We start from the raw sequence: 22,405 nt of genomic DNA on the forward strand, positions 1-22,405 counted from the left end.
AATAAATCACTGCCAACCCACTCCTTATTTTCTAAGTCATAGATAAAATCTGTCACCTGGTACTTTGCTGTCCGGATGTCTCGAAGTACAACATGCAGGTTATCCTGTTCATCTGTCCATACATCGTCTTCATAGAATACGCCTCCAAATTGAAACTTTAAAAAGACAGCTCCAAACCGTGCCCCTTCATCCTGGAACGGATTCCTGAAATCAGAAGCACAACAATAGTCATAACGTATGGCAAAGCCAGGACTATTTGTGAGGGAATTCCGAAATTCTGCATGCTTGCGGCCAGGGCCTGTGCATACGCAAACATAAAACTATATACCGCTGCCATTACAGGATTTCCTTTTGCGATCATGATAGCTGCAACTGCTAAGAAGCCACGTCCGGCAGACATGTTTTCCGTGAAGATGGATGTACCGCCTAACGGCAGGATTGCTCCCGCAATTCCAACAAAAAAGCCGGTAATCAAGACAGAATACCACTTGTAGCGCAGAACGTTTGTCCCTGTTGTCTGGGCTGCCTTTTCATTAATTCCAACGCTTCTAAGCCTAAGGCCAAACGGTGTCTTATACATGGCAATCCAGGCACCCAGTATGGATAAAAGCGTAAAATACACCACAAGATTATGGGCACCCAAAATTTCTCCTAAATATGGGATTTTGCTGAGCAACGGAAGTTTGATCACCGGAAGGCTGATCAGACGAGAATCCATAAATGATCCGCGTTTCCCAAATATATTTAAGAGCAGAAAGGACGTAAATGCATCCATTCCGAGATTCATGGCAATGCTGACCACCATCCCACTGGAGCCAAGATGAAATACCAGTGTGCCAAATATAACTGCACACACCAAACCGGCCAGAATACCGCATAATACTCCAATATAAGGATTACCTGAATAATATGTACCAAGAGTTGCAAAAAAAGCTGCACATAACATAAAACTTTCTAAGGCAATGTTAAAGATCCCTGTTCTGTCACCAAAGCAGCCTCCAACAGAGGACAGGATCAGCGGCACAGCCATTCTCAATGCCGCTGCCATGGTAATGGTTCCGATTAATATAGACAGCATTATCTTCCCACCACCTTTCTTCTAAACATACCAGCCAGTTTCCTGTAATCCAATGTGATAAACAGCACAAAAAGAGCCTGAATCAGCAATACTGTCAAACGATTTACATTACACATACGCTCCATGTGAAGGGAGCCTGCCTTCAGAATACCCCAAATCACAGCAACCACAAATACCATGATCGGATTATTCCCCGCGATCATAGAAATCATGATACCATCCCAGCCCAGATTGTTAGAAAAGCTGGCTGTAAACTTTCCATATGTACCCTGCACCTCAATACTTCCGCATAATCCGGCTACAAATCCGGAAAGCAGAAAGATTGCGAGGAAGGTTCTCGTCACATTGATACCACCTATTCTGGAAAACCTGCGGTTTTCACCAACCTGCTTTAACTCATAGCCGATGATCGTACATCGATAAACAAGATAAATGATCACTACAAGTCCGACCGCGATCAGGATTCCTGTGCTTGCATTTGTTTTCGGAATCAGATTTGTAAGGCGAGCTGTGTCTTCAATGGGAGGTGTGGACAATGCCAGAGAGTCTCCGGCAGCACTGATCCCCATTACAATGTAGGTAAGATACTCCGTGATCAGAACCGCAATGTAATTCAGCATCAGTGTAGTAATCATCTCATTGACATGAAATACCAACTTCATCACTGCCGGGACCAGCGCAAACAGCATTCCCGATACACCTGCTGCAAGCAGACATCCTGTCACATGAAGAGGCTTTGGCAGATGGATATAAAATCCAAACAGCGCCGCAGCATACGCTCCAAAGTAAAGCTGTCCTTCAATTCCAAGATTCATAACACCTGATTTGAATGCGATTGTTGCCGCAATTCCGGTTAAAATACAAGGTGTGATCCAGCGAAGCGTATTTCCAAAATTCCGGACACTTCCGAAAGCTCCCTGAAGGATGTATTGCATGGCAGTTGCAGGATTTTCACCCTGCCATAAAATAAGGACACTGCCGATCAACATAACAGCCATAAAAGAACATACATATTTCATCACATTCCAAGCGATATACTGCCCAGGAAGCCTTATTATTTTGCTCATGCGCAGCCACCTCCCGCCATCAAAAGGCCGATTTCCGTTTCCGTCTTCTGACCATGCACTCCTCCATCGTAGAGTTGTCCATCGTACATCACAAGAATGCGGTCTGAGACCTCCATAACCTCGTTCAATTCATGGCTGACAAGTAAAATTGCCGCACCTGCACTTGCAAGACTTTCAATCTTTTTCCAGATAAACTCAATTGCTCCGATATCAATACCACGGGTTGGATCCTCAATGATCAACAAACGGTTGTCCTGCAAGAATTCACGTCCAACAATCAGCTTTTGTATATTTCCGCCTGAAAGAGTCTGTATCTTCAGGTTCGGTGAGGATGCCTTTACATGAAAATCCTGAATGATATGATTGGTAAAGGATAATGCCTGCTTTCGATTCAAAAGATAACGGTTACCAAATCCCTTCACAATATGATAGCCCATAATAGCATTTTCCCATAGAGTTGCTTCTCGGTTAATACCCTCACTGATTCGATCCTGAGGTACATACCCAATATGACATAGCCTGTGTTCACGACAGTTTAAACTTGTAATATTTTTCCCATCAAAGAGAATTTCCCCATGACTTCCAGTTCTAAGTCCAAAGAGGGCCTCTACCAGTTCCTGCTGGCCAGAACCTGCTACACCTGCAATTCCGAGAATCTCTCCGCTGCGGATTTCAAAGGAAACATCTTTGAGCTTTTCTCTTCCAAGATAATCCGGCATAGATAAATGTCTGACCTTTAAAAGTGCATCTCCCTGTTTCTTATCTTTCTTCTGTGCAGTCAGGATAACCTCTCTTCCTACCATCATAGTAGCAAGGCCGTGTTCATCTGTTTGATCTGGAGTGACTGTATCAACATAATGTCCATTTTTCAAGACTGTTATGCTGTCGGAGATTTCCATTACTTCCTTCAGTTTGTGCGTAATGAACAAAACTGTCTTGCCGTTTTTAACCAGAAAACGGATAGCTTCAAACAAACCCTGAATTCCCTGAGGTGTCAGCACAGATGTGGGTTCATCAAAAATAATAATATCTACTCCACGATACAGAATCTTCACGATTTCTACCTGCTGCAGCATCGAAACCGAAAGATTCTGAACAAATTCATCCAGGGGAATGTTAAAATGGTATTCCCTGCAAATGTTCTCCACATGCCGCCGGGCTTCTTCCCGGTTCAGGAAAATACCCCATTTTTTCTTTTCGTACCCCATCATGATATTATCAAGCACCGTCAATTCCGGGAATAGCATAAATTCCTGATGAACCATTCCGATACCAGCTTTACTGGCATCATTGGGATTTCGGAAATCAACTTTTTTTCCGTGTACAAACAGTTCTCCCTCATCCGGCCGGTACAGACCGCTGATCACATTCATGAGTGTGCTCTTTCCTGCTCCATTTTCACCAATAACAGCGTGAACCGTTCCTTTTCTGACAGACAGGCTGATCTTGTCATTTGCAGTCAGACTTCCGAAGCGCTTGGTTATCCCTCTTAATTCCAGCACAAAGTCCATAGATGCCTCCTTTATGTCACTATGACCTGCTATTTCAGTAAACTCTCCATATCAAGAGATCCGGATTTTACTGCTTCAAGAAGCTCATCCAACTGTGACTTTACATCATCTGGAAGTTTATCATAATCTCTCTCATCATAAATTGCAGACTGCGTCTCAATTCCGTAATTCGTTTTACCTGCTGCGAAATTTCCCTCTTTATATGCGGTAAATGAATCGAATACTGCTCCGTTAATATCCGTTAAGGAGGACCAGAATACACAGTCATCAACATCGCCCTGCCACTCGTCTACACCAATGCATTTAATTCCGGCATCTGAGCAGCCCTGAATTACGCCAAGTCCAGCTAAATTCGCAGTCTGGAAAATAATATCTGCGCCCTGGCTGACCATAATTTTAGTCTGTTCTCCTGCTTTTACCGTGTCACTGTCATCGCCCACATAAGCAGTCTGAACAACTACATCCGGGTTGCCATAATTTGCTCCGGCAAGATATGCATCACGGAAACGGTTAATAACCGGAATATCCAGACTTCCAATCCATCCAATAGTTCCGGACTCCGTTGTCTTAGCTGCTACAAATCCGGAAACAAACGCTGGTTCCAGGGAGTCTACATATACGTTGGCTACATTATCATACTTTGTATCCAAACTGCTATCGATCAGACAAAACATGGTATCCGGATATTCCGGTGCCAGCTCAACAGCCACCTCATTGATCGTATCAAACATGGTGTAGATCGGATTTGCGCCCATCTCTGCCATGGCTCTGATCTGCTCAGAATACTCAGCCTTATCAAGCGCTTCAATTAACTTGACATCCGCTCCATACTCATCCGCAATCCGTTCAAAACCAGTCCAGGTCAGATCTGTAAATGGAACACCAGCCGGCGCCTCAGAGATCAAACAGGTAAACAGTTTCTCATTTTCCGGCTTTTCCTTTTCATCTTTTTGATCCTTATTCTCAGTTTTTGCCTCACTTGCTGCCGGTGCCGGATCCTTAGGAGCTTCCTTCTTGCCCGCACATCCTGAAAGTGCACAAAGCACAGCTGCTGCAGTCAATACCTTTCTCATCTTTCTCATATCCTTCTCCTTTTTTCTGAATGGTCAAAAATAGAACACAACTCTTTAATTTCATTTACCACACAATCCGGTGACTGTTCCATAAGGGAGTCCAGTGACCAGTTTCCTGATGGTACCGCTACTGTGTACACACCTGCCGTTACGCCTGCTTTGATATCAAAGGGGGATTCGCCAATATAGACACAATCTTCAGGATTCATCCCACAGGCTGCAGCTCCTTTTAAAATTGGTTCCGGATCCGGTTTGAAACAAGTTACATCATCTCTGGAAACCATATATCGAATATAGCGATCCAACCCCATTTGTTTCAGGATATGTGCGGCATTCTTTCTCCGTTCCGATGTGATCAGGCAGATGGGACATCCCAGACTCTCAATGTACTGCATCGTTTCCAGCGCTCCATCTATGAGCCTTGCATGCTCCATATGTATGGGATACTGCCTTTTATATTCTTCAATAAACTGGGTGATCGTTTCTTTGTTATCCTGACTGATATCTGTAAGGGTAGTAAGCATGACCTCAACCGGAAGGCCAAACATCCCCATGATCTGTTCTTTTGAAGGAATCACCCTGCTTACCTTTTGAAAAGCAGCAAACAGTGCATCACAGATGCAGTCCTGTGAATGGATCAGGGTTCCGTCCAGATCCGTTAGCAGTGCCTGATATCCTGACATTTCAACTTGTCTCCTCATTTTTTCAATATTGCATGATCCAGTGCATGACTGCACGGACAATCTCTGTCGTCGGAAAGCGTCGGTATTGCAAGATACAGAACCTGCTTAAAGTCCTCAATACCCTGCTTGAGTAATCTTGGGAAGTCATCTGCTTCAATCTGTTCTCCGAGACACCAGTTCGTTGGAACGCAGATATGTGCATAACAGATTGCTGCTTCTCTTGCAAATACAGCCTCCGGCAGGGTAGTCATGCCAATAAGATCTGCACCAAGCTGTCTGAACATTTTCAGTTCAAATGGTGTTTCAAATCTAAGCCCCTCATTGACAAAAATAACTGCCTTGTCATGGACATGACCAGGTTTTACCTTATTTGCTGCATCAATCAGAGCCTTTCTTAAATCCGGACAATATGCCGGGGTCATATCCACATGATATGCTTCCACCTCATCATCATATAAGGAACGTGGAAATCTTCTGGTCCAATCACAAAAATCATGAGGAATCACGAGACTGCCGAGCTCAATTTCCGGGTTACTGCTTCCCACACAATTGGTCGCCAGAATCCGCTCGACCCCCAGTTCCTTAAATGCCCAAATATTAGCTCTGTAATTAATACGTGGTACAATGATCTTGTGCTCCTCACCATGACGCGGAAGAAAATAAACCTTACGTCCCTGAATAGTACCCTCAAATATCTCTGAGGAACGCCCATATCGATTATTATGAACAAACATTCTTGGGTTTTCTAAAAGCTCATAAAATCCACTGCCTCCGATAATTCCTATTGGTTTCATTGTTCCTTCTCCTTCTCCTTTTTATTTACTCTCGGAATTTCCGTGAGTATAAAAATATTCCATACTGAAATCGTTTTCAGTATGAGTAAAAAAATGTTGGCCTTTTTACGACCACATTTTTTTGCCCTCCAACTATTACAAAAAAGAATGCGCATCCATATGGAGCACTTTCAATTTCATAGGACGCAATTTCCTATGAAATATGAATGACCGATGTACGTTCAATAAACTTTAATTCCAGGCTTTCTATACAGGCACCCGCATTCGTTCCTGCACCTTCCAGTCTGTCAAGCAACAGCTTTACAGCTGAACTGGCAATTGCAGAAGTGTCCAGACGAAAACTGGTGATTCCATAGCGGGCAAATGCCTGTACGTCTTCGTCAGATTCTTCAAATCCAATAAGAGAAATGTCTTTTCCCAGTACCATCCCGTGATTTCGAATAGCCTCAAGAACTCCGACAGTCAGTGTATTATTTCCTGCTATGATAGCCGTTGGTGGATCAGGCTGTTCCAGCAGCAGCGATGCATACCGGATACCTGCTTCAATCTTCCAGCAGTCCTGTATCACATATTCATTCCTCCATGGAAGTCCATGAGACTTTAGGCCATCACGAAATCCGCGGATTCGTTCTTCAGCAATACCATTTCCTTCAGCTCCAACAAGAAATACCATTTTTTGATGTCCATGTTGAATCAAATACTCCGTGCCTCGATAAAGTGCCTCGTAATTTCGGTTCATAACACAGTCAATAGAAGTATTTCCTTCAAAGTAACGGTCAATCAGCACCATAGGCTTTTTTACCTTTTGCAGCGGCAACAATTCCTTTAAAGAAGTAGCATTCAAAATTCCATCCGCCATCTGACAAATCGGACTTCCCAGAAACAGACATTCTTCTTCTGCAGATTCAGTTGTATATACAACTACATAATAGCCATATCTTTTCATTTCCTGGATTACCGTATTAATCAACTGAATGAAAAAGTGATTATTAATGACCGGTACGATCACGATCACCATCTGGCTTCGACCTCGTACCATAGCCTTAGCTGTAAAATCCGGCACATAGTTAAGTTCGTCAATGGCTTTCTGAACGCGTTCCTTTACCTCTGGATTGATCCACTTATAGTCATTGAGTACACGTGAGACCGTAGCTGGCGACACACTTGCATATTCAGCTACATCTTTAATCGTGATTTTTCTTTTTTTCATGTGCACTTTTCCTCTTTTCCATAACTGAAATCCTTTTCAGTAAGGCAATTTTACCATATAGTTATGGATATTGCAATACTGTATACAGTACTTCATTCATACTAAATTATAATGAGTATTTATAAAAAATCCAGCAATAAAACGGAGTGTATCGCTCATGTCATGAGTTATACACTCCGTTTTCCGAAACATCAGAGCATCATACTATACTTCCTACTCTTCTGCTTGATCCTCGGTGATTGCCACTGCATCTTTGTTGTCTTCCGTATCCGGATCCTGGGCTTCTTCTGAGGAAGAGTCATCATCCACTAACGTGTCTTTCTTGACTTCCTCTGCATCTTCCTTTGCATCGTTCTCAGCTGTCTGCTGATTTGATTTGCTATCATTCGTATTCTTTGATTCTGCAGCATCTGTCTGTTTTTTCTTATCTTCCGAATCCTTGCCTTCAGCAGAATCCATTCTGTCCTGGTCTGTGGATTTTTCATCGCTGTCATCAGAAATGATCGTATCTTCATCAAGAATCTGATCATCATCTGATGCTTCTTCCTCATCAGAGACCAGCATAATTGCTGCTTCTGAATGCTCTTCAGCAATAAGTGCTCCATTCTGATCCAGCATGAATGTCAGATTTTGATAACCATCTGCTGAAATTACGATTTCGTTCTCACTCTCAGTGAGGGAATTCTTACCAATGTAAATTTGGCAATCAGTTGGCCTAAGAAGATACTTATTCTGTTCCAGATAGAATGAATTAGAAACTGCAGTAAGCTCCGTCTCATTCAAGGTGATCAATTTTATAGCATCAAACCAGTCATCTAACTTTTCACCGCTTAATGTTACTGTATAATTGCCAGACCACGTATCTTTTGCGGCGGTACTGACTTCCGGCGCTGCATTTTCCTCACCATCTTCGTTTCCGATATCACCATTCAAACCGTCGGAAATCTTTCCGTTCTGATCCAGAGTGATCGTCACAACCAGCTTTTCATAACCCTCTGCCTCAATAACGACTTCATTTTCCTCAGAATTATGAAAAGCAGAATTGCTTAATAAGATCTGGTTCAGATATAAGCTCGTGCGATATTTATTACTGTTTAAATCATAATCAGCTTTTTGATACGCAGTTTCATTCACCATAACGGAAGTGATCTTGTCAAACCAATCTGTGTTATCAAACTGAAGTGCGAATCCATCGGAGATACCCTTGATATCAACAGGTTCTGCAAGCGTTTCCTTATTTTCTGTATCCGGATTTGATGTTTCGTCTACCAGTTTTCCTGTTTTGTCAATACAGAAGGTCAGGTCCTCGTATCCTGCTGCTGAAATTACAATTTTATTTTTATCTTCCGTGATTTCCTGATTTCCGAGCATAACAAAACCATCCGTCTCCGAAATCGTATACTGGGCAGACCCATAAACATAGCTTCCTTTTTCGTATGGCTGATCATTGACGCTTACATTACTGATATTTTTGATCCAGTCACCGTAAGCTGTGCCAAACTGGAAGGTATATGCCCCCATGTTCCAACGATCTTCCCCATCTACTGCTGCCGGCGGCTCCTTCGCTTCATCCGGATTTGTTTCACCAGGATCCGTCTGGTCCGCTTTTGAAATTTCAAAGGTGATCGTCTGGTTTTCATAATATGCAGTTTCGATCGTTACTTCGTATTCCCCATCCGTATCAAACAGGTCTTTTCCAAGGATCAGCTGATTTTTCTGTTCCTCACTGATGCTGTAACCAACTTTTTCCCAGATATTCTCCTGTTCATCCGGAAGAATGTTTTTCACGGTTCCGTCTGGTTTTTTCAATGACACCTTTGTGATATGCTTCCAGATATCTCCGCTTTCGTCTGCATCATTTGTAAGGATCACTGCATCGCCAACTTTCAGCTTCTCCTCTACCGACAGATGAACATCCTTTTTATCCTTTACAACCGGTACCGAAACTGTATTATCCTGATAGCCATCCAGCTTGATCACAAGCGTATTACTGTCCTTTTCAAGACGGAACACATCTGCATCCAGCCGCAATAAACGACCACTTTCCGTTAATGCATATTTCGTGTTGGAAAGCTCCTGATAATCTCCATTAACATAGAGCTTCGCCTCCTCCGCTACAGTCTTAAGATAAGCAAGATCTTCACAGGAAAGATAAACATCCGTTCCTTCTTTGATCTCCGTGATCGTATTTCCGGTCTCATCCGTCAAATGAATCACAGGAGCCTCTTTTCCAAGGTAATTGCCATTCATCTGTGTCTCACCAAGCAGGTTATCTTCCAGTACATATTTCACTGCATAAGGACGATTTGGAGTTGTCTCTGCATTTCCTGCTGCTAAATAATCCGCAAAGCTTAAATAAGTTCCGGCATTCTTTGCCTGCTCTACTGCATCCCGGTATGCTTTAAAGCTGTAAAAGGTTTTTCTGTCCTCGCCAATAACCGCATCGTAACCAGACATATCGGATAACCAGCGATCTGCAATCGCATCAGCAGCTTCATTTTCAACCTGGAGCTTGCTTAAGATCAGCGCGTTTGCGAGAAGATCCGCATCAAAAATCAGGTCAGCAGTCATCGTAGTGCTTCCACCGTCTGATCCGTCAGAACTTCCGCTGCTGCTTCCGCCGCTGACCGTTGCACTGGAGATGGCATCCACTGCGGCAAGTGTATAGGATGCATGTGCTTCTTCACGGACCGCACTTGCTGCGTCAGATACCGTAAAGGTGTAAGACATATCCTTAAATCCGGTAGCATGAACTGTGATGGTATATTTACCCGGAACCGGAATGTTATTTCTGCCGTTTGTGGCAGATTCGTCGTTATAAAGAACAAAGCTGTCACCGATCAGATACCAGTCACGAATCTTTTCCAGATCTTCGGTAGTTCCGTCCGGGCGTTTCAGCTCTACACGATTCACCGGCATCGTTGCTCCATACGTCATATTCTGAACTGTAAAATGAAGATTTTTCCCGCTGACGATCGCACCGGCTTCACTTAAGATCATGGAAGGTGCCGTGCCGTTTACAACCTCGATCGGAATCAGCGTATCCGTATTTCCTGATTTTACACGAAGATAATACAGACCATTGGAATAAAAGTTCGTCTGTCCAAGCGGCACTGTGATCTGTCCAACCGTTTTTCCGTGATGATCCGCAAGATCACTGCTCCATGTCAGATCCGCATTGATCGTATTTTTATTTCCGTTTCCGGAAACAAGATCCACATCAGAAATACTGTTAAACCACTGTTTATCTGCCTCAGATGTATAGTTAAACATCACGATGGCTTCACCACTGACATGATATACATTGTCTGCTGTCTCATCGTCCTTCAATTCTGCTTTCGGCGCATAATACCGGATCTCATCTTTTTTCTGTCCGAGCGAAAAAGTAGTTGTTGACGGCTTCACACGGACCTGACCATGATCATCATAATTGGTCAGATGATAATCCCATACATTAACAGATCCATGTGCAAGAAATGCAGAAGGTGCTGTATGCTTTCTCACTTGAATCATGCCAGAACCATTCTGACTGCCTCCAAGGGACACGGTCTGTGTGTGACCTTCTGGATCCATCGCAGTAATACTGCCGGGATTTAAAACCGTCAGCTCCCATTTTGCAATGGTACCGTCCGTATCCACAGGAGTCATTGCCTCGGTGACATCAACTCCATCGATCATGACTCTGCAGTTATTCAGAGAATATCCTTTTGCGAAAGCAACTGACACGTATTGGCTCCAGCCAAGATCTACGACTCTGGTCTGGCTTTCCAGAAGAAGGGAACTCTGCTGTTCATCCCGTCCGTTTGAAGTACCAGGAGATGATGGATTGCTGTTCGTATTTCCGGAAGAAGTACCTGAACCGCTTCCAGATCCATTAGCGCTGCTGCCGGATCCGCTGGAGCTGCTGCCGGATCCACTGCCTGAAGAACCGCCACTGCTTGTCTGCGTACTGCCAGAGGCTCTGTTTTGTCCGCTCATCCCTGAATATCCCTGACCCGGGCGTTCCTGAACCTTTCCGTTTTCATCCAGCCATGCGCCATCCTGATTTACCTGATAGCCGTCAGGCGTCGTTCCGTCCGTAAACATTTTTCCAGGGCATTCACCGGATTCCGACTCAAAATAATAACATCTGCCATCAATCCACTGCCATCCGGATACCATAGCACCCTCGGTTACATCTGCATTTGTACTGTAGAAATACCAGTCACCTGCCTCATCTTTGATCCATCCGGTATGCATTCTTCCCTCAAAGCCATCGGATTGCTGGTCAAAATAGTATTGTTTTCCATCGATAACAACTTTTCCTGTTTTCATAACTCCGGTATCCGGATCTAAATAATACCAGCCGGATGCCGTATGAATCCAGCCCTTTGCAAAGCTTCCATCTGCTGCCTGGTATCTCCAGTTCTGCCCCTCACAGACCCAGCTTCCATGATCCGGTGCCCCCCAGCTGTGATCGTCGCACCGTAACCAGTCATTGTCTGAGCTGCAGTCATAATAGCCAGACATACAGCAAACGCCTGTTTTTGAATCTTGCGTGTTCTCATTTTTCTTCCCCTTCCGTTACGCAATTTCATCCTGTAAATTAGCATGTGCTAACTCCAATAACGGATTTAGTATAAAAAGTAGAACTTCGATTGTCAATTTCATATTCGTCAGATGAGAAACATTGCTCAATAAAGATAAGTATGACGCAGAAGCTTTTTTGTGGTAAGATAGTCTTACGTTTTAGAGAAAGGATCCTCGTATAAAAAAGATGAAACTTCAAAAACTACTCAGCCTGCTGCGTCAGGCCATTGACCAATATCATATGATTGAAGCAAAAGATCACATAGCGATAGGAATCTCCGGCGGCAAAGACAGCCTTACCTTACTGTATGGTCTCGCCAGTCTTCAGAAATTCTATCCGATTCCCTTTACATTATCTGCCATTACCGTAGATCTCGGACTGGAACCTATGAACCTGGGACCAATTCAGGCGCTTTGCAGCAGCTTTCACATTCCTTACGAGATTGTGACCACCGAGATTGGAAAAATCCTCTTCGACATCCGCAAAGAAACAAATCCATGTTCTCTCTGCGCAAAGATGAGAAAAGGCGCGCTAAACCAGAAAGCCATGGAACTTGGATGCAATAAAATCGCTTATGCCCACCATAAGGACGACATCATCGAAACTGCAATGATGTCTCTTCTCTATGAAGGACGTTTCTATGCATTTCCACCGGTTACCCATTTAGACCGCACAGACCTTACCGTCATTCGGCCGCTGATGCTGGTTTCCGAGGCCGATGTAAAAGGCTTCCGGAACAAGTATCAGCTTCCGGTCTGCAAAAATCCCTGTCCGATGGACGGTCACACAAATCGCGAAGCAATCAAAAATCTGATCCGTTCCATCAATGCGGAGGCACCTGGTGTGCGGGAACGACTGTTTCATGCAGTATCATATGGAAACCTTCCCGGATGGGAAAACCCTGATAAACATAAATAACAAATTCGGAAAGAGACACAATTATGGCAAATATACCTTATTATCAGCAGAAAGACATTGAAAATATCAAAAAGCTCAGGGAAATGATGAAAGAGCTTCCTCCATTTTGCACCGAGTTTTTCCGTGGGATTGAACCGCGCACCTCTACAAGGACCCGGATTGCCTATGCCTATGACTTATCTGTTTTCTTTGACTTTCTGAAAAAAGAAAATCCTGTCTTTTCCAAAATGGAACGAATGGATTTTCAGCTGGAACAGCTGGACCAGATCACGGTGACGGATCTTGAAGAATATATGGAATACCTGAAATACCGATTCAACGAACAGAATCATGAGATTATGAATCAGGAACGAGGTATCATGCGTAAAATATCTTCTCTGAAAAGCTTTTATAATTATTTTTTTCGAACAGAAAAGCTTGCAACAAACCCGGCAGCTCTCGTCCGGCTCCCAAAGCTGCATGATAAAGAAATCATCCGCCTCGATGTAGATGAAGTAGCCCTTCTTCTGGATGCCGTAGAGCAGGGAGAAGGCCTGACTGAAAAACAAAAAACCTTTCATAAACGTACACGGCTTCGTGATCTGGCACTCCTGACGCTGCTTCTCGGAACCGGAATCCGCGTTTCCGAATGTGTCGGTCTCGATATCAACGATGTAGACTTTAAAAACGGTGGCATACATATTCATCGCAAAGGCGGAAAAGAAGTAACGGTGTATTTCGGGTCAGAAGTAGAAAATGCACTTCAGGACTATCTTGATGAACGCTTTGGAATCATTCCGGAAGAAGGAAGCGAGCAGGCACTCTTCCTTTCCATGCAGCGCAAACGCATGAATGTCCGCTCGGTAGAAAACCTGGTTAAAAAATACGCTCGTATCGTCACACCGCTCAAAAAGATTACCCCGCACAAACTGCGCAGTACCTATGGCACCAATCTGTACCGGGAAACAGGCGATATCTATCTTGTAGCAGATGTTCTCGGACATTCCGATGTAAACACCACCAAAAAACACTACGCTGCACTGGAAGATGAACGGAGAAGAAGTGCCAGAAATGTAGTGAAATTGCGGGAAATTTAAGTTAATATCATTTGGAAAAAATTTTTTTCAGCATTTTGGGCAAAAAATGTACTTTATTTCCGTTTAAAGTAAAACTTTGGAAAAGTATTTTGCTAAAATAAAGTTCAAAATTCATATTTGCCAAGTAAAAAGTAAAACTGTATAAAGTATAAAGATTTTTAAATTATACTATTATAATAGTTTCTAATACATGATTCCCTTTAAATAAAAGATAATATAAAAAGGTCTCTTTACCCATTTTGAGGGATGTAAAGTGACCTTCTCTTAGTCAAATATAATGCCGTTCCTTTCTTCGCAAACCTTTACAGAAAGTACAAGCATCCATGTTTCGTTTTTGATAAAGAATCCGTTGCTTTGGTGAGCACTTATAATCGTGTTCACACACTGGGCATGTCCACCAAACAGGTGTTATGCAATTATCCAAAATTTGATCAGGATCACATAACAAATAGTTATCCAAATGGTTCCACTCATTCATTAAATCCGGATGCAATACGGCAAAGGAATTAACACCCGGAAGAACTTCTTTCATTGAATAATACACACAATCCACGTTTCCCGTTGCCATATCTCGAATAGAACGTATATATTCGCCACCACAATCAGGGCATTTCCAGAGTGCTCGGTAACATGAATTATTCAAATAATGTGACATGGGTTCTTCATTATTAGAAGACCATCGCGACATTAATTCTGGATTCGTTAACTTGAATTAGATTGCTTATGCCAAGCATATAAGTAGATAGCAATGAACACTCCCGCAAAGCAACTAATGATTATGCCTGCAATCAAAGCAGGATAATAACTTGTAATCAAGCCTGTATCTGCTGTTACGATGAAGATAATACCAATAACAAATGCTATAACATAGATAATGGACATAAACTTTTTCATAAACACCTCCAGAATCACACGCGCTCAAATGACAGATATCTCGTTCCCTGAAACGTAAGTTTCCCAATGTCGCCTTCCGCCAGCATTCCATATTCTCTGCCAGAAACCGGCAGTTCCATCCGGTCACCGCTCTCTACCTGAAACGTGACATAGTAGCTGGTACTTGAAGTCGAATGGCAGCCATGTAATCACAATCATGTAGAAACTCGCATAGATAATATATTTTAATAAATCGTATAATTTATTCATGCCATCGTCTCCGCGATATTCTGTTTTAAGCTTTTGGCATCGGCAAACTGAAGCTTCACGGACATTCACTTTCACTCAAATACGAACAATCTTAAGGATGTGTTGTTTTATGGATCGCCGTGTCCTTATCCAGCTCTCCACTCAACATATTTTCATAGGTTCCCTCTACATAATTGATAGTATCCTGGTTCTGAATGCCTATGATGGTCACCATCTCTCCCGGCTTTGGTCCCGGAACCGTATAATCATACCGGACGTCCCCTTCTTCATAGACACCCCGGCCCATTCTGGCAGTTCCCACATAAGGCCTTGCGTTTTTATCCTCCTCCCTGGTATTACCCTTAAAATCCCTTACAATCGCATATCCAGCCTCTTCAAGCATCTTCTCATCCAAGTCAGGGTCATATCTCACCATCATGTTCTGCAAGAAATCCTCGCCCAGATGGAACTCGCCCACATCTGCTTTTCCGATAAAATCACCATATTGAAAATTAGAATTCCATTCCATGTTATTGCCGGTCATGCCCTGATTCAATTCCTTCTTTTTCAGTTTCTGGCCGGAACGCATCACACGAGGTGCCTCAATGGTGATGCCCAGATCCTCATCATAGGCAGGTTCCAGAAGTTCCAGTTTTCCGCAGACAATGACGATTTTTCCATCATTGGCCGGATCATATCCGCCGGTTCCTACATAAATAGCCTGCTTCAATGCTTCCTCCCTCCCGCTGCCGCCGCAGCCAGACAGCATAGGCGTTACAGCTAAAAGGCCTGTCACGGCAAGTATCAGCAGACCTGCTTTCCTTCTACTTTTATTACTCAAGCTCATACGCACATTTTCCTCCTTTCTTAAGTCCCACAGACATTTGACTTACATTCAGACACCGCCGACGAACATTCGTTTTGCGCACATCTTCGGAATTCTTGCTGTAAAAATCTTTATCATCCTCCATATTCCGAATAATCATTCAGAAGGCGTACTGTATGATAGACTTCCGTTCCATACATCTGGATCATCAGGTCATTCTCATGGATAGACGGATACAGCCAGGCAAATTCCGACTTGTTACTCACATTATATCATATTTTTTCTTCAATTACATCCACCAAATTTTAGTACACTGCCATTCGGCTTGCTTCTGTAACCGGCATCCGTTTAATCTTCTCCTGCATTGTTTCCTTTGTATCTTCATTGAAATGATAACGGACATCATAGACTGTCTGCCAATTTTCTTTGTAAATGTGTTCCCCTCTGTTTTTGTATACACAATATGGATTTGTGAAAACATTCGCTATGATTGTCCGTAGGAGGACGGATCATGGTTGACTATACACCGCTTTGGAAAACGATACATGAACGGGAAATAACTCAACATGCGATGCTTCAGGATAAAGTCCTCGATAACCATACGCTTGACAGGTTGAATAGGACATTCCTATTTCTTCCTCGGTTGTAGTAGATTCCTGCCAGCCTCTGTTCACGATCATTTTTCTGGATCTTCTGTTGGTTCTGGAAGTCTCCGACTGCTTTTCCTATAACGGTATGGGTTTCCGTCTGCAACTTCCGTTCCGGATTTTTCTTTGTGGATACAGTAAGCTCTTTTCCATTAATAGAACCGTTTATAACAACATATCTTTCACGCATTTACTCCGATAGTCACTCGGCGATATTTTGTATCTTTCTTTAAATGTTCGGTTAAACGTTCTTTGACTTTCAAATCCACTATCCAGTAGGAATCCGAATCACCAATGCTCAGATTTTACTTGAAACAACAACTTATTCCATCAATGAGATTTCTAAGATTGTCGGGTATGATAACCAGCTTTATTTCAGCCGACTCTTCCACAAGCTAAAAGGATATTCACCTAGAGAATACCAAAAGATAAGAAATAAGTTCTGAAAATTACACCTTCAGACAATCATTGTCAATCTCACAAAGCAGTGTTTTTACAAAATGAAAATTGCAAATTGCAGTTGACAAAGGCATGGTAGCGCGTTATTATACAGGCATAGATGGCATGGACACGCGTTTGCAAAGTCCATGAGTTTGTGTTTAAGGAGGTACTCATATGTCAAAAACAATTAAAATCACTGTATCTGATGACAACTATGACGATTTGGTTCGACGAGCAGGTGCCAATTCACTCCAGGATTTTATAAGAAGCATTCTATTCCCTGGTCAGATTACTATCACCCCTCCCGATGCAGTTCAAAGAGCTTTGCAAAAATACAAAAAAGGCGAGTTATTCTCAGTTCCGGAAATCTACGGAGAAGACTGGAACCTTCCAAATGGTATGGCCGGTCAATTTGGTCGTAAATTTTTCAATCTGGTTACCGAAGAATATCAAACCAAAATACGATTTACCGGTAACTACAATTCAAAGAAACACGCTGTATATAAAATTCTTTAATTTTAAGAACGAGAGGAAGAAACATTATGAATGGAACGTTATACGGTGTTGGTGTTGGTCCTGGAGATCCTCGCCTTATGACCTATCTTGCAGTCGACACAATTAAGTGCTGTCCGGTCCTGGCGGTACCGGCAGATGGCAAGGGAAAGGCAGTCGCTTACCGGATTGCAAGCGGCGTTGTAAAGAATCTCGACCAGAAAGAATGTCTGAACCTTGCTACACCCATGACAAAGGATCGGGCTGTTCTGGACGCTGCATACCAGACTGCAGCGGACCGAATCATAGAAAAGCTGGAACAGGGACTGGATGTAGCCTGTCTTACTCTTGGAGATCCGACCATTTACAGCACTTATATTTACATTCACCGTCTGGTAAAAGCCCGCGGATATGACGCAAAGATCATCAATGGAATTCCGTCATTCTGTGCTGTCAGTGCCAAACTCGAAGATAGTCTTGCTGACCGTTCTGAGCAGATTCATATCATCCCATCTACTTATGGAGTCGAAGATGCACTGAACCTTTCGGGAACAAAAGTGCTGATGAAAGCTGCTTCCAAAATGCCGCTTGTAAAGGAAGCTCTAAAACGCAGCAATACAACCTGCTCTATGATTGAAAATTGCGGCATGCCGGACGAGCATATTTATCACTGTATTGACGAAATACCGGATCAGGCAAGCTACTATTCTATTATTGTTGTAAAAGAGGAACCGCATGATTAAATTACAGGATCTAACGAAACAATATGATAAGTTCCTTGCGGTGGATCATCTGAACCTTACGATCGAAACCGGAGAGTTTTTTGGACTTCTGGGGCCAAATGGTGCAGGAAAAACAACAACGATCAGCATGCTGTCTACACTTCTGCTTCCTACCAAAGGCTCCATTCAGATTGACGGAGAACCGCTGACCAGGCAAAATGACCGGTTAAAAAGAAAGCTCAGCGTCGTTACACAGGAGTACTCGATGCGTCAGGACATGACTATGGATGAGATCATGGAATATCAGGGACGTCTTTACTATATGCCATTAAAAAAAATACGGGAACGTTCAGAACAATTATTGAACTTTTGCGAACTGCTGGATTACCGGAAAAGAACCGTCCGGAAGCTGTCTGGCGGAATGAAAAGAAAACTGATGGTCTGCCGTGCACTGTTAACAGAACCGGAAATATTATTGCTGGATGAGCCAACAGCCGGAATGGATGCTCTGGCCCGCAGACAGATGTGGAATCTTTTAAAAAAGCTGAACCAACAGAATCTGACGATTCTTCTTACTACACATTATATGGAAGAGGCTGAATCACTCTGCGACCGTGTCGGCTTTATGTGCCGCGGTGTGCTGAGAGAAACTGATACGCCCAGGCACATGATTGAAGTGCTTGGGCGCTATGCGGTAGATGAAACAAAACCGGAGGGTGTCAGATGCCATTATTTTTCAGAGAAGGAGGAGGCAATCCGTTATCTGTCCGACTCGCCATATGAGACATCACTGCGCAATACAACGCTGGAAGATGTCTTTCTTGAACACATCGGAAAAGAAATGGAGCGCAGATGACCATGGGAATTCTTACTGTATTATGGGAAAAATGGGTGGAATTCCACCACAATTTTTTTAAGATCACATCCGCAGCCATGATTGCTCCGCTCCTGTATATTCTGGTATTCGGCTTTGGTGTCCAGACCGTATCACACGGCCAGCCCTATCTGAACTTTCTGATCCCAGGTGTAGTGGCTCTTACTACCATGAACGGAAGCTTCAATGCCATTGCCCAGACACTGAATGTACAGCGCCTGTATGAAAAAGCATTTGACCAGGTCATGATCTCGCCGACTCCTCTCTGGCAGTTTATTGCGGGTCAGATCATCGGCGGAAGTCTGCGCGGTGTCTATGCGGGAAGTGTGATCATACTTCTGGTCCTTCCTTTGCGGACCGGCCTCTGCTTTAACGGCTGGTCATATCTGTTTATGTTTCTGAACGGAGCGGTGTTCTCCACCATTGGTGTTGTAGTTTCCTTTTACGCGAAAAACCATGCAGATGTGCCGCGGTTTTCAAACTATGTTATCATGCCGATGGCGTATCTGTGCAACACCTTTTTCTCCGCCCAGAATATGCCTGACGGGATCCGCCAGCTGATCAGCTGGCTTCCTCTGTCACAGACCAGCGCTGCCCTGCGGCAGATTGCCAATCAGGAAGCATTCTCCTTCACAGGGATCTGGATTCTGGTATTATATCTGGCATGCTTTTCTGCTGCCGCATCCTGGTTTCTATACAAAAAGAAAAATCTGTGATCAAAGCTCCTTCACTGCAGCAAGCAGCTCTTCGGCTGCTTTTTTCGGGTCATCTGCTTTCATGATAGCAGATACTACTGCAATACCGTCCGCTCCGCTCCCCTTTAAAATATCCATATTTTTCCGGTTCAGTCCTCCGATGGCAACCGCCGGGATCGGAACGGCCTTGCAGATGGCAGCCAGTGTAGAAACCTCTGTGAGCACGGTGGTCACCTTGGTTGTGGTCGGATAAATTGCTCCGACTCCAAGGTAATCTGCGCCATCCTGGTAAGCCTTCTGCGCAGCTTCAACGGTTTTAGCGGTTGCTCCCACAATTTTATCCGGTCCGAGAAGACGGCGAACCTCTGCTACCGGAAGGTCTGATGCACCAACATGAACACCGGCAGCACCGCAGGCCATGGCAACATCCACACGGTCATCGATGATCAGCGGAATATGATAACGGTCTGTAATCGCACGAAGCTTGCAGGCTTTTTCCAGATAATCCCGCCCGCCGGTATTCTTCTCGCGAAGCTGCACCATGGTAACACCACCCTTGCACGCTTCCTCTACGGTATAAAGAAGAGATTCTTCGGTATGGTAAGTACTGTCAGTTACAAGATATAAGCTTAAATCCAGGTTGTTTTTCATCTTAAGTTCCTCTTTTCTATGAATGGCATCTGTGTTACCCGATACGGCGTATCTGTGCTTGATTCTGCAGCTGACTGTCGGTCATGCAGAAAACCTCATCCAGAAGAGCTGCCTGAAAGTTTCCGGGACCTCTGGAGCCGGATGCGGCATGTTCTCCTGAGATTCCCATGGTAATGGCTGCCAGCAATGCAGCAGGTGTACCGGCAAAAGCCAGTGCTACGCTTGCGGGAAGGTATGCCGCAGTCAGTGCACCAACCATACAGCCGGTTCCCGTAATTCCAGACAATGCCTCATGACCGTTTGATACCAGAAAAACACTGTCTTTATCTGCGATCAGGTCCTGTTTGCCTGTTGCCATAACCGCGCACCCCAAATGAGCCGCCAATTCTTTAGCAATTTTACAATACAACGCTTCATTTTCCGAGGATATCGCATCCTGTGCTCCGGCATCAATTCCAGTCCCATGGAAGGGAAGGTTTGCAACTGCCAGGATTTCAGAAATGTTTCCCTTTATCACAGAAAAGGTACCCTCCGTAAAAAGCTGTCTTGCAAAATCCCGGCGAAGTTTACTGCAGGTAACCCCGACCAGATCGATAAGCACCGGAATCTTTTTTCGATTCGCAACATCGAGTGAACGCTTCATGGATTCCATACGTGCATCCGTAATATTTCCAAGATTCAACATGAGAGTTGACGCCACTTCTGTTATTTCCTCTACTTCTTTCGGATGCTCTGCCATAATGGGGCGGGCTCCCGTCGCCAGAATGATGTTCGCACAGTCATGAATCGATATGGGATTCGTAATGCAATGAATCAGCGAAGCGTTTCTTTTCGTATGCTTTCGAATTTCCAGCATTTCCAGCATAACCTGCTGTACTGTTGTTTCCTTCTTTGTTTCTTCGATTTCTGTCATATACTTTTGCACCAAGACTTTCCTGAAATTTTGCAAGCATCCCGGTCTGGCTAAGCGCCTTTAAAAATACATAGGCTGCGATGCCACCCATAATGGTTGCAGAGATAAACATCGGGGTATAATAAAATGCATTGAGTCCATCCCTGCCCATGATAAATGCCATAACCGGATAAGAGACGATAGAGCCAATGATACCCGTTCCAATGATTTCGCCAATCACTGCACAGATAATTTTTCCCTTTGATGCCCGATAGAGCACACCAGATAAAAATGCACCAAACACAGCACCTGTTAAAGCTAATGGCGGAATTCCCATAAACATCATGCGGATTACGCCAATCATGCATGCACACAGCAGAGAATACCACGGTCCCATAAATACAGAACAGGTAATATTGATCAAATGGGCCGTAGGACACATTCCCTCAATTCTCAGAATTGGAGAAATAACCACTCCAATTGCAACCATCATAGCCAGAAATACCATGCGAAACGTTTTCATTCTTTGTTTTTCCATTTTCATCCTCCTGTTTTTTCGGATTTCTGACGCCAGAAAGGGGAATGATTTCTGCTTTTAGCGACAAAAATCCCTTGTTCGGTCGAAGTTCTCTTACTTCCTCTCACTCCGAAAACACGGATTCCCATCGCTATATCAACTCCTCCTGCCTGGCTGCAGGGCGCTCCCCCTCCGGCCATCTTTTCCAACAGAAAAATGCCGATTTCAGAAAACCAGATCACAATTTCCGGATTCTTTCTCATATCTGTTGTGCAGTCAGATTCTATTTTTCATGAAACAAAATGGAACGCCATGCGCATCCTGGCGGAGCGCTTTTTGCTCCATAGGAGGCAATTCCTATAAAGTCAGCGGACGCGCCAGTGGCGCCTCCTCGACATGCAAAGCAATAAAAATGCATCTTCCGGTAACTCGCAGAAGATGCATTCTATCGTTCTTGCTTCCCTCCGTTGGCATTACCCAAATCAGGTACGGTCGAAGATTCATCTTCCTCTCAGCCTGTCACACAGGCTCCCGCGCACTTATATT

At 43.8% G+C, this 22,405-nt stretch carries 23 protein-coding genes, 2 pseudogenes and 1 riboswitch; of the genes and pseudogenes, 7 read left to right on the plus strand and 18 right to left on the minus strand.

The genetic code is table 11. The features are described from left to right. Positions 1-157: 157 nt before the first annotated feature. From DWZ40_RS02845 to DWZ40_RS02880, 8 genes are all read right to left on the minus strand, one after another. On the minus strand, positions 158-1,078 hold the full coding sequence (locus DWZ40_RS02845) for an ABC transporter permease (RefSeq protein ID WP_118540593.1): 921 nt from the start codon (positions 1,076-1,078) through the stop codon (positions 158-160). Beyond that, the gene (locus DWZ40_RS02850) at positions 1,078-2,145 is read right to left on the minus strand and encodes an ABC transporter permease (RefSeq protein WP_118540594.1); all 1,068 of its coding nucleotides are present in this window, start codon (positions 2,143-2,145) and stop codon (positions 1,078-1,080) included. Before DWZ40_RS02850 ends, DWZ40_RS02845 begins: the two co-directional genes overlap by 1 nt. Next, a complete protein-coding gene (locus DWZ40_RS02855; RefSeq protein WP_118540595.1) occupies positions 2,142-3,656 on the minus strand; it encodes an ABC transporter ATP-binding protein in 1,515 nt (504 codons plus the stop codon). The genes DWZ40_RS02850 and DWZ40_RS02855 overlap by 4 nt, the downstream gene beginning before the upstream one ends. Positions 3,657-3,685: 29 nt before the next feature. Then, entirely contained in the window at positions 3,686-4,738 is a 1,053-nt protein-coding gene (locus DWZ40_RS02860) for a BMP family ABC transporter substrate-binding protein (protein WP_118540596.1), read from the minus strand. Then, complete coding sequence (locus DWZ40_RS02865) at positions 4,735-5,412, minus strand: HAD family hydrolase (RefSeq protein ID WP_118540597.1); 678 nt, start codon at positions 5,410-5,412, stop codon at positions 4,735-4,737. The genes DWZ40_RS02860 and DWZ40_RS02865 overlap by 4 nt, the downstream gene beginning before the upstream one ends. A gap of 14 nt (positions 5,413-5,426) precedes the next feature. Then, the gene (locus DWZ40_RS02870) at positions 5,427-6,206 is read right to left on the minus strand and encodes an MTAP family purine nucleoside phosphorylase (protein ID WP_118540598.1); all 780 of its coding nucleotides are present in this window, start codon (positions 6,204-6,206) and stop codon (positions 5,427-5,429) included. 193 nt (positions 6,207-6,399) lie between these two features. Continuing rightward, positions 6,400-7,416: a LacI family DNA-binding transcriptional regulator gene (locus DWZ40_RS02875; protein WP_118540599.1), complete on the minus strand. Its 1,017-nt coding sequence runs from the start codon at positions 7,414-7,416 to the stop codon at positions 6,400-6,402. Positions 7,417-7,629: 213 nt separating this feature from the next. Continuing rightward, on the minus strand, positions 7,630-11,925 hold the full coding sequence (locus DWZ40_RS02880; protein ID WP_118540600.1) for a hemoblobin-interacting domain-containing protein: 4,296 nt from the start codon (positions 11,923-11,925) through the stop codon (positions 7,630-7,632). 247 nt (positions 11,926-12,172) lie between these two features. On the opposite strand from DWZ40_RS02880, the gene DWZ40_RS02885 reads away from it, so the two are divergent. Both DWZ40_RS02885 and DWZ40_RS02890 read left to right on the plus strand, forming a co-directional pair. Further along, a complete protein-coding gene (locus DWZ40_RS02885; protein WP_118540601.1) occupies positions 12,173-12,904 on the plus strand; it encodes a tRNA 2-thiocytidine biosynthesis TtcA family protein in 732 nt (243 codons plus the stop codon). Positions 12,905-12,927: 23 nt separating this feature from the next. Then, positions 12,928-13,980, plus strand: coding sequence for a tyrosine-type recombinase/integrase (locus DWZ40_RS02890; protein WP_118540602.1), 1,053 nt, complete (start codon positions 12,928-12,930; stop codon positions 13,978-13,980). Between the two features lie 702 nt (positions 13,981-14,682). Here the strand turns inward: DWZ40_RS02890 and DWZ40_RS02900 are convergent. From DWZ40_RS02900 to DWZ40_RS02920, 6 genes and pseudogenes are all read right to left on the minus strand, one after another. Then, complete coding sequence (locus DWZ40_RS02900) at positions 14,683-14,874, minus strand: hypothetical protein (protein ID WP_118540604.1); 192 nt, start codon at positions 14,872-14,874, stop codon at positions 14,683-14,685. Positions 14,875-14,888: 14 nt separating this feature from the next. Then, positions 14,889-15,050: pseudogene (locus DWZ40_RS02905) on the minus strand (DUF2500 domain-containing protein); the annotation flags it as partial. A gap of 164 nt (positions 15,051-15,214) precedes the next feature. Continuing rightward, a complete protein-coding gene (locus DWZ40_RS02910; RefSeq protein WP_118540605.1) occupies positions 15,215-15,949 on the minus strand; it encodes a hypothetical protein in 735 nt (244 codons plus the stop codon). Positions 15,950-16,062: 113 nt separating this feature from the next. Then, positions 16,063-16,194, minus strand: coding sequence for a hypothetical protein (locus DWZ40_RS20270; protein ID WP_270487071.1), 132 nt, complete (start codon positions 16,192-16,194; stop codon positions 16,063-16,065). Positions 16,195-16,233: 39 nt separating this feature from the next. Continuing rightward, a complete protein-coding gene (locus tag DWZ40_RS02915) occupies positions 16,234-16,419 on the minus strand; it encodes a transposon-encoded TnpW family protein (protein WP_347560036.1) in 186 nt (61 codons plus the stop codon). 321 nt (positions 16,420-16,740) lie between these two features. Then, positions 16,741-16,851, minus strand: a pseudogene (locus DWZ40_RS02920) (AraC family transcriptional regulator); the annotation flags it as partial. 11 nt (positions 16,852-16,862) lie between these two features. Between DWZ40_RS02920 and DWZ40_RS02925 the strand changes: the two are divergent. The 5 genes from DWZ40_RS02925 to DWZ40_RS02945 all read left to right on the plus strand — a co-directional run bounded on the left by DWZ40_RS02925 (position 16,863) and on the right by DWZ40_RS02945 (position 19,820). Further along, the gene (locus DWZ40_RS02925) at positions 16,863-17,021 is read left to right on the plus strand and encodes a helix-turn-helix domain-containing protein (RefSeq protein WP_333489807.1); all 159 of its coding nucleotides are present in this window, start codon (positions 16,863-16,865) and stop codon (positions 17,019-17,021) included. Positions 17,022-17,190: 169 nt separating this feature from the next. Continuing rightward, positions 17,191-17,532 carry a DUF1413 domain-containing protein gene (locus DWZ40_RS02930; RefSeq protein WP_118540606.1) on the plus strand — a complete coding sequence of 114 codons (342 nt, stop codon included), beginning with the start codon at positions 17,191-17,193 and terminating at the stop codon, positions 17,530-17,532. Between the two features lie 26 nt (positions 17,533-17,558). Further along, the gene (gene cobI / locus DWZ40_RS02935; RefSeq protein WP_118540607.1) at positions 17,559-18,251 is read left to right on the plus strand and encodes a precorrin-2 C(20)-methyltransferase; all 693 of its coding nucleotides are present in this window, start codon (positions 17,559-17,561) and stop codon (positions 18,249-18,251) included. Further along, a complete protein-coding gene (locus DWZ40_RS02940) occupies positions 18,244-19,086 on the plus strand; it encodes an ABC transporter ATP-binding protein (protein ID WP_118540608.1) in 843 nt (280 codons plus the stop codon). The genes cobI and DWZ40_RS02940 overlap by 8 nt, the downstream gene beginning before the upstream one ends. 2 nt (positions 19,087-19,088) lie before the next feature. Continuing rightward, positions 19,089-19,820, plus strand: coding sequence for an ABC transporter permease (locus tag DWZ40_RS02945; protein ID WP_118540698.1), 732 nt, complete (start codon positions 19,089-19,091; stop codon positions 19,818-19,820). Here DWZ40_RS02945 and thiE read toward each other — a convergent pair whose 3' ends face one another. From thiE to DWZ40_RS19740, 4 genes are read right to left on the minus strand one after another with little or no spacing between them, the layout of a single operon-like run. After that, positions 19,821-20,450, minus strand: coding sequence for a thiamine phosphate synthase (thiE, locus tag DWZ40_RS02950; RefSeq protein WP_118540610.1), 630 nt, complete (start codon positions 20,448-20,450; stop codon positions 19,821-19,823). It lies immediately after the preceding gene. Between the two features lie 34 nt (positions 20,451-20,484). Further along, complete coding sequence (gene thiM, locus DWZ40_RS02955) at positions 20,485-21,315, minus strand: hydroxyethylthiazole kinase (protein ID WP_118540612.1); 831 nt, start codon at positions 21,313-21,315, stop codon at positions 20,485-20,487. Next, complete coding sequence (thiW, locus tag DWZ40_RS02960; RefSeq protein ID WP_118540614.1) at positions 21,230-21,880, minus strand: energy coupling factor transporter S component ThiW; 651 nt, start codon at positions 21,878-21,880, stop codon at positions 21,230-21,232. The genes thiM and thiW overlap by 86 nt, the downstream gene beginning before the upstream one ends. A 2-nt stretch (positions 21,881-21,882) precedes the next feature. Next, complete coding sequence (locus DWZ40_RS19740) at positions 21,883-22,122, minus strand: hypothetical protein (RefSeq protein WP_118540616.1); 240 nt, start codon at positions 22,120-22,122, stop codon at positions 21,883-21,885. 178 nt (positions 22,123-22,300) lie between these two features. Next, a riboswitch (TPP riboswitch) is annotated at positions 22,301-22,404 on the minus strand. Position 22,405: the final 1 nt, after the last annotated feature.

Source organism: Clostridium sp. AF32-12BH (assembly GCF_003477935.1).
In the GTDB taxonomy this organism is placed as follows: Bacteria; Bacillota; Clostridia; order Lachnospirales; family Lachnospiraceae; genus Brotaphodocola.

Excerpts from the sequence above, each read along its gene's own strand:
- DWZ40_RS02930 (WP_118540606.1), top strand. The coding sequence starts at position 17,191 with ATGTCAAAAACAATTAAAATCACTGTATCTGATGACAACTATGACGAT.
- DWZ40_RS02870 (WP_118540598.1), bottom strand. The coding sequence starts at position 6,206 with ATGAAACCAATAGGAATTATCGGAGGCAGTGGATTTTATGAGCTTTTA.
- DWZ40_RS02845 (WP_118540593.1), bottom strand. The coding sequence starts at position 1,078 with ATGCTGTCTATATTAATCGGAACCATTACCATGGCAGCGGCATTGAGA.
- DWZ40_RS02860 (WP_118540596.1), bottom strand. The coding sequence starts at position 4,738 with ATGAGAAAGATGAGAAAGGTATTGACTGCAGCAGCTGTGCTTTGTGCA.
- DWZ40_RS02875 (WP_118540599.1), bottom strand. The coding sequence starts at position 7,416 with ATGAAAAAAAGAAAAATCACGATTAAAGATGTAGCTGAATATGCAAGT.
- DWZ40_RS02850 (WP_118540594.1), bottom strand. The coding sequence starts at position 2,145 with ATGAGCAAAATAATAAGGCTTCCTGGGCAGTATATCGCTTGGAATGTG.
- DWZ40_RS02945 (WP_118540698.1), top strand. The coding sequence starts at position 19,089 with ATGGGAATTCTTACTGTATTATGGGAAAAATGGGTGGAATTCCACCAC.
- thiE (WP_118540610.1), bottom strand. The coding sequence starts at position 20,450 with ATGAAAAACAACCTGGATTTAAGCTTATATCTTGTAACTGACAGTACT.
- thiM (WP_118540612.1), bottom strand. The coding sequence starts at position 21,315 with ATGCTGGAAATGCTGGAAATTCGAAAGCATACGAAAAGAAACGCTTCG.
- thiW (WP_118540614.1), bottom strand. The coding sequence starts at position 21,880 with ATGGAAAAACAAAGAATGAAAACGTTTCGCATGGTATTTCTGGCTATG.
- DWZ40_RS02880 (WP_118540600.1), bottom strand. The coding sequence starts at position 11,925 with ATGTCTGGCTATTATGACTGCAGCTCAGACAATGACTGGTTACGGTGC.
- DWZ40_RS02885 (WP_118540601.1), top strand. The coding sequence starts at position 12,173 with ATGAAACTTCAAAAACTACTCAGCCTGCTGCGTCAGGCCATTGACCAA.
- DWZ40_RS02865 (WP_118540597.1), bottom strand. The coding sequence starts at position 5,412 with ATGTCAGGATATCAGGCACTGCTAACGGATCTGGACGGAACCCTGATC.
- DWZ40_RS02855 (WP_118540595.1), bottom strand. The coding sequence starts at position 3,656 with ATGGACTTTGTGCTGGAATTAAGAGGGATAACCAAGCGCTTCGGAAGT.
- DWZ40_RS02900 (WP_118540604.1), bottom strand. The coding sequence starts at position 14,874 with ATGAAAAAGTTTATGTCCATTATCTATGTTATAGCATTTGTTATTGGT.
- DWZ40_RS02890 (WP_118540602.1), top strand. The coding sequence starts at position 12,928 with ATGGCAAATATACCTTATTATCAGCAGAAAGACATTGAAAATATCAAA.
- cobI (WP_118540607.1), top strand. The coding sequence starts at position 17,559 with ATGAATGGAACGTTATACGGTGTTGGTGTTGGTCCTGGAGATCCTCGC.
- DWZ40_RS02910 (WP_118540605.1), bottom strand. The coding sequence starts at position 15,949 with ATGAGCTTGAGTAATAAAAGTAGAAGGAAAGCAGGTCTGCTGATACTT.
- DWZ40_RS19740 (WP_118540616.1), bottom strand. The coding sequence starts at position 22,122 with ATGAGAAAGAATCCGGAAATTGTGATCTGGTTTTCTGAAATCGGCATT.
- DWZ40_RS02940 (WP_118540608.1), top strand. The coding sequence starts at position 18,244 with ATGATTAAATTACAGGATCTAACGAAACAATATGATAAGTTCCTTGCG.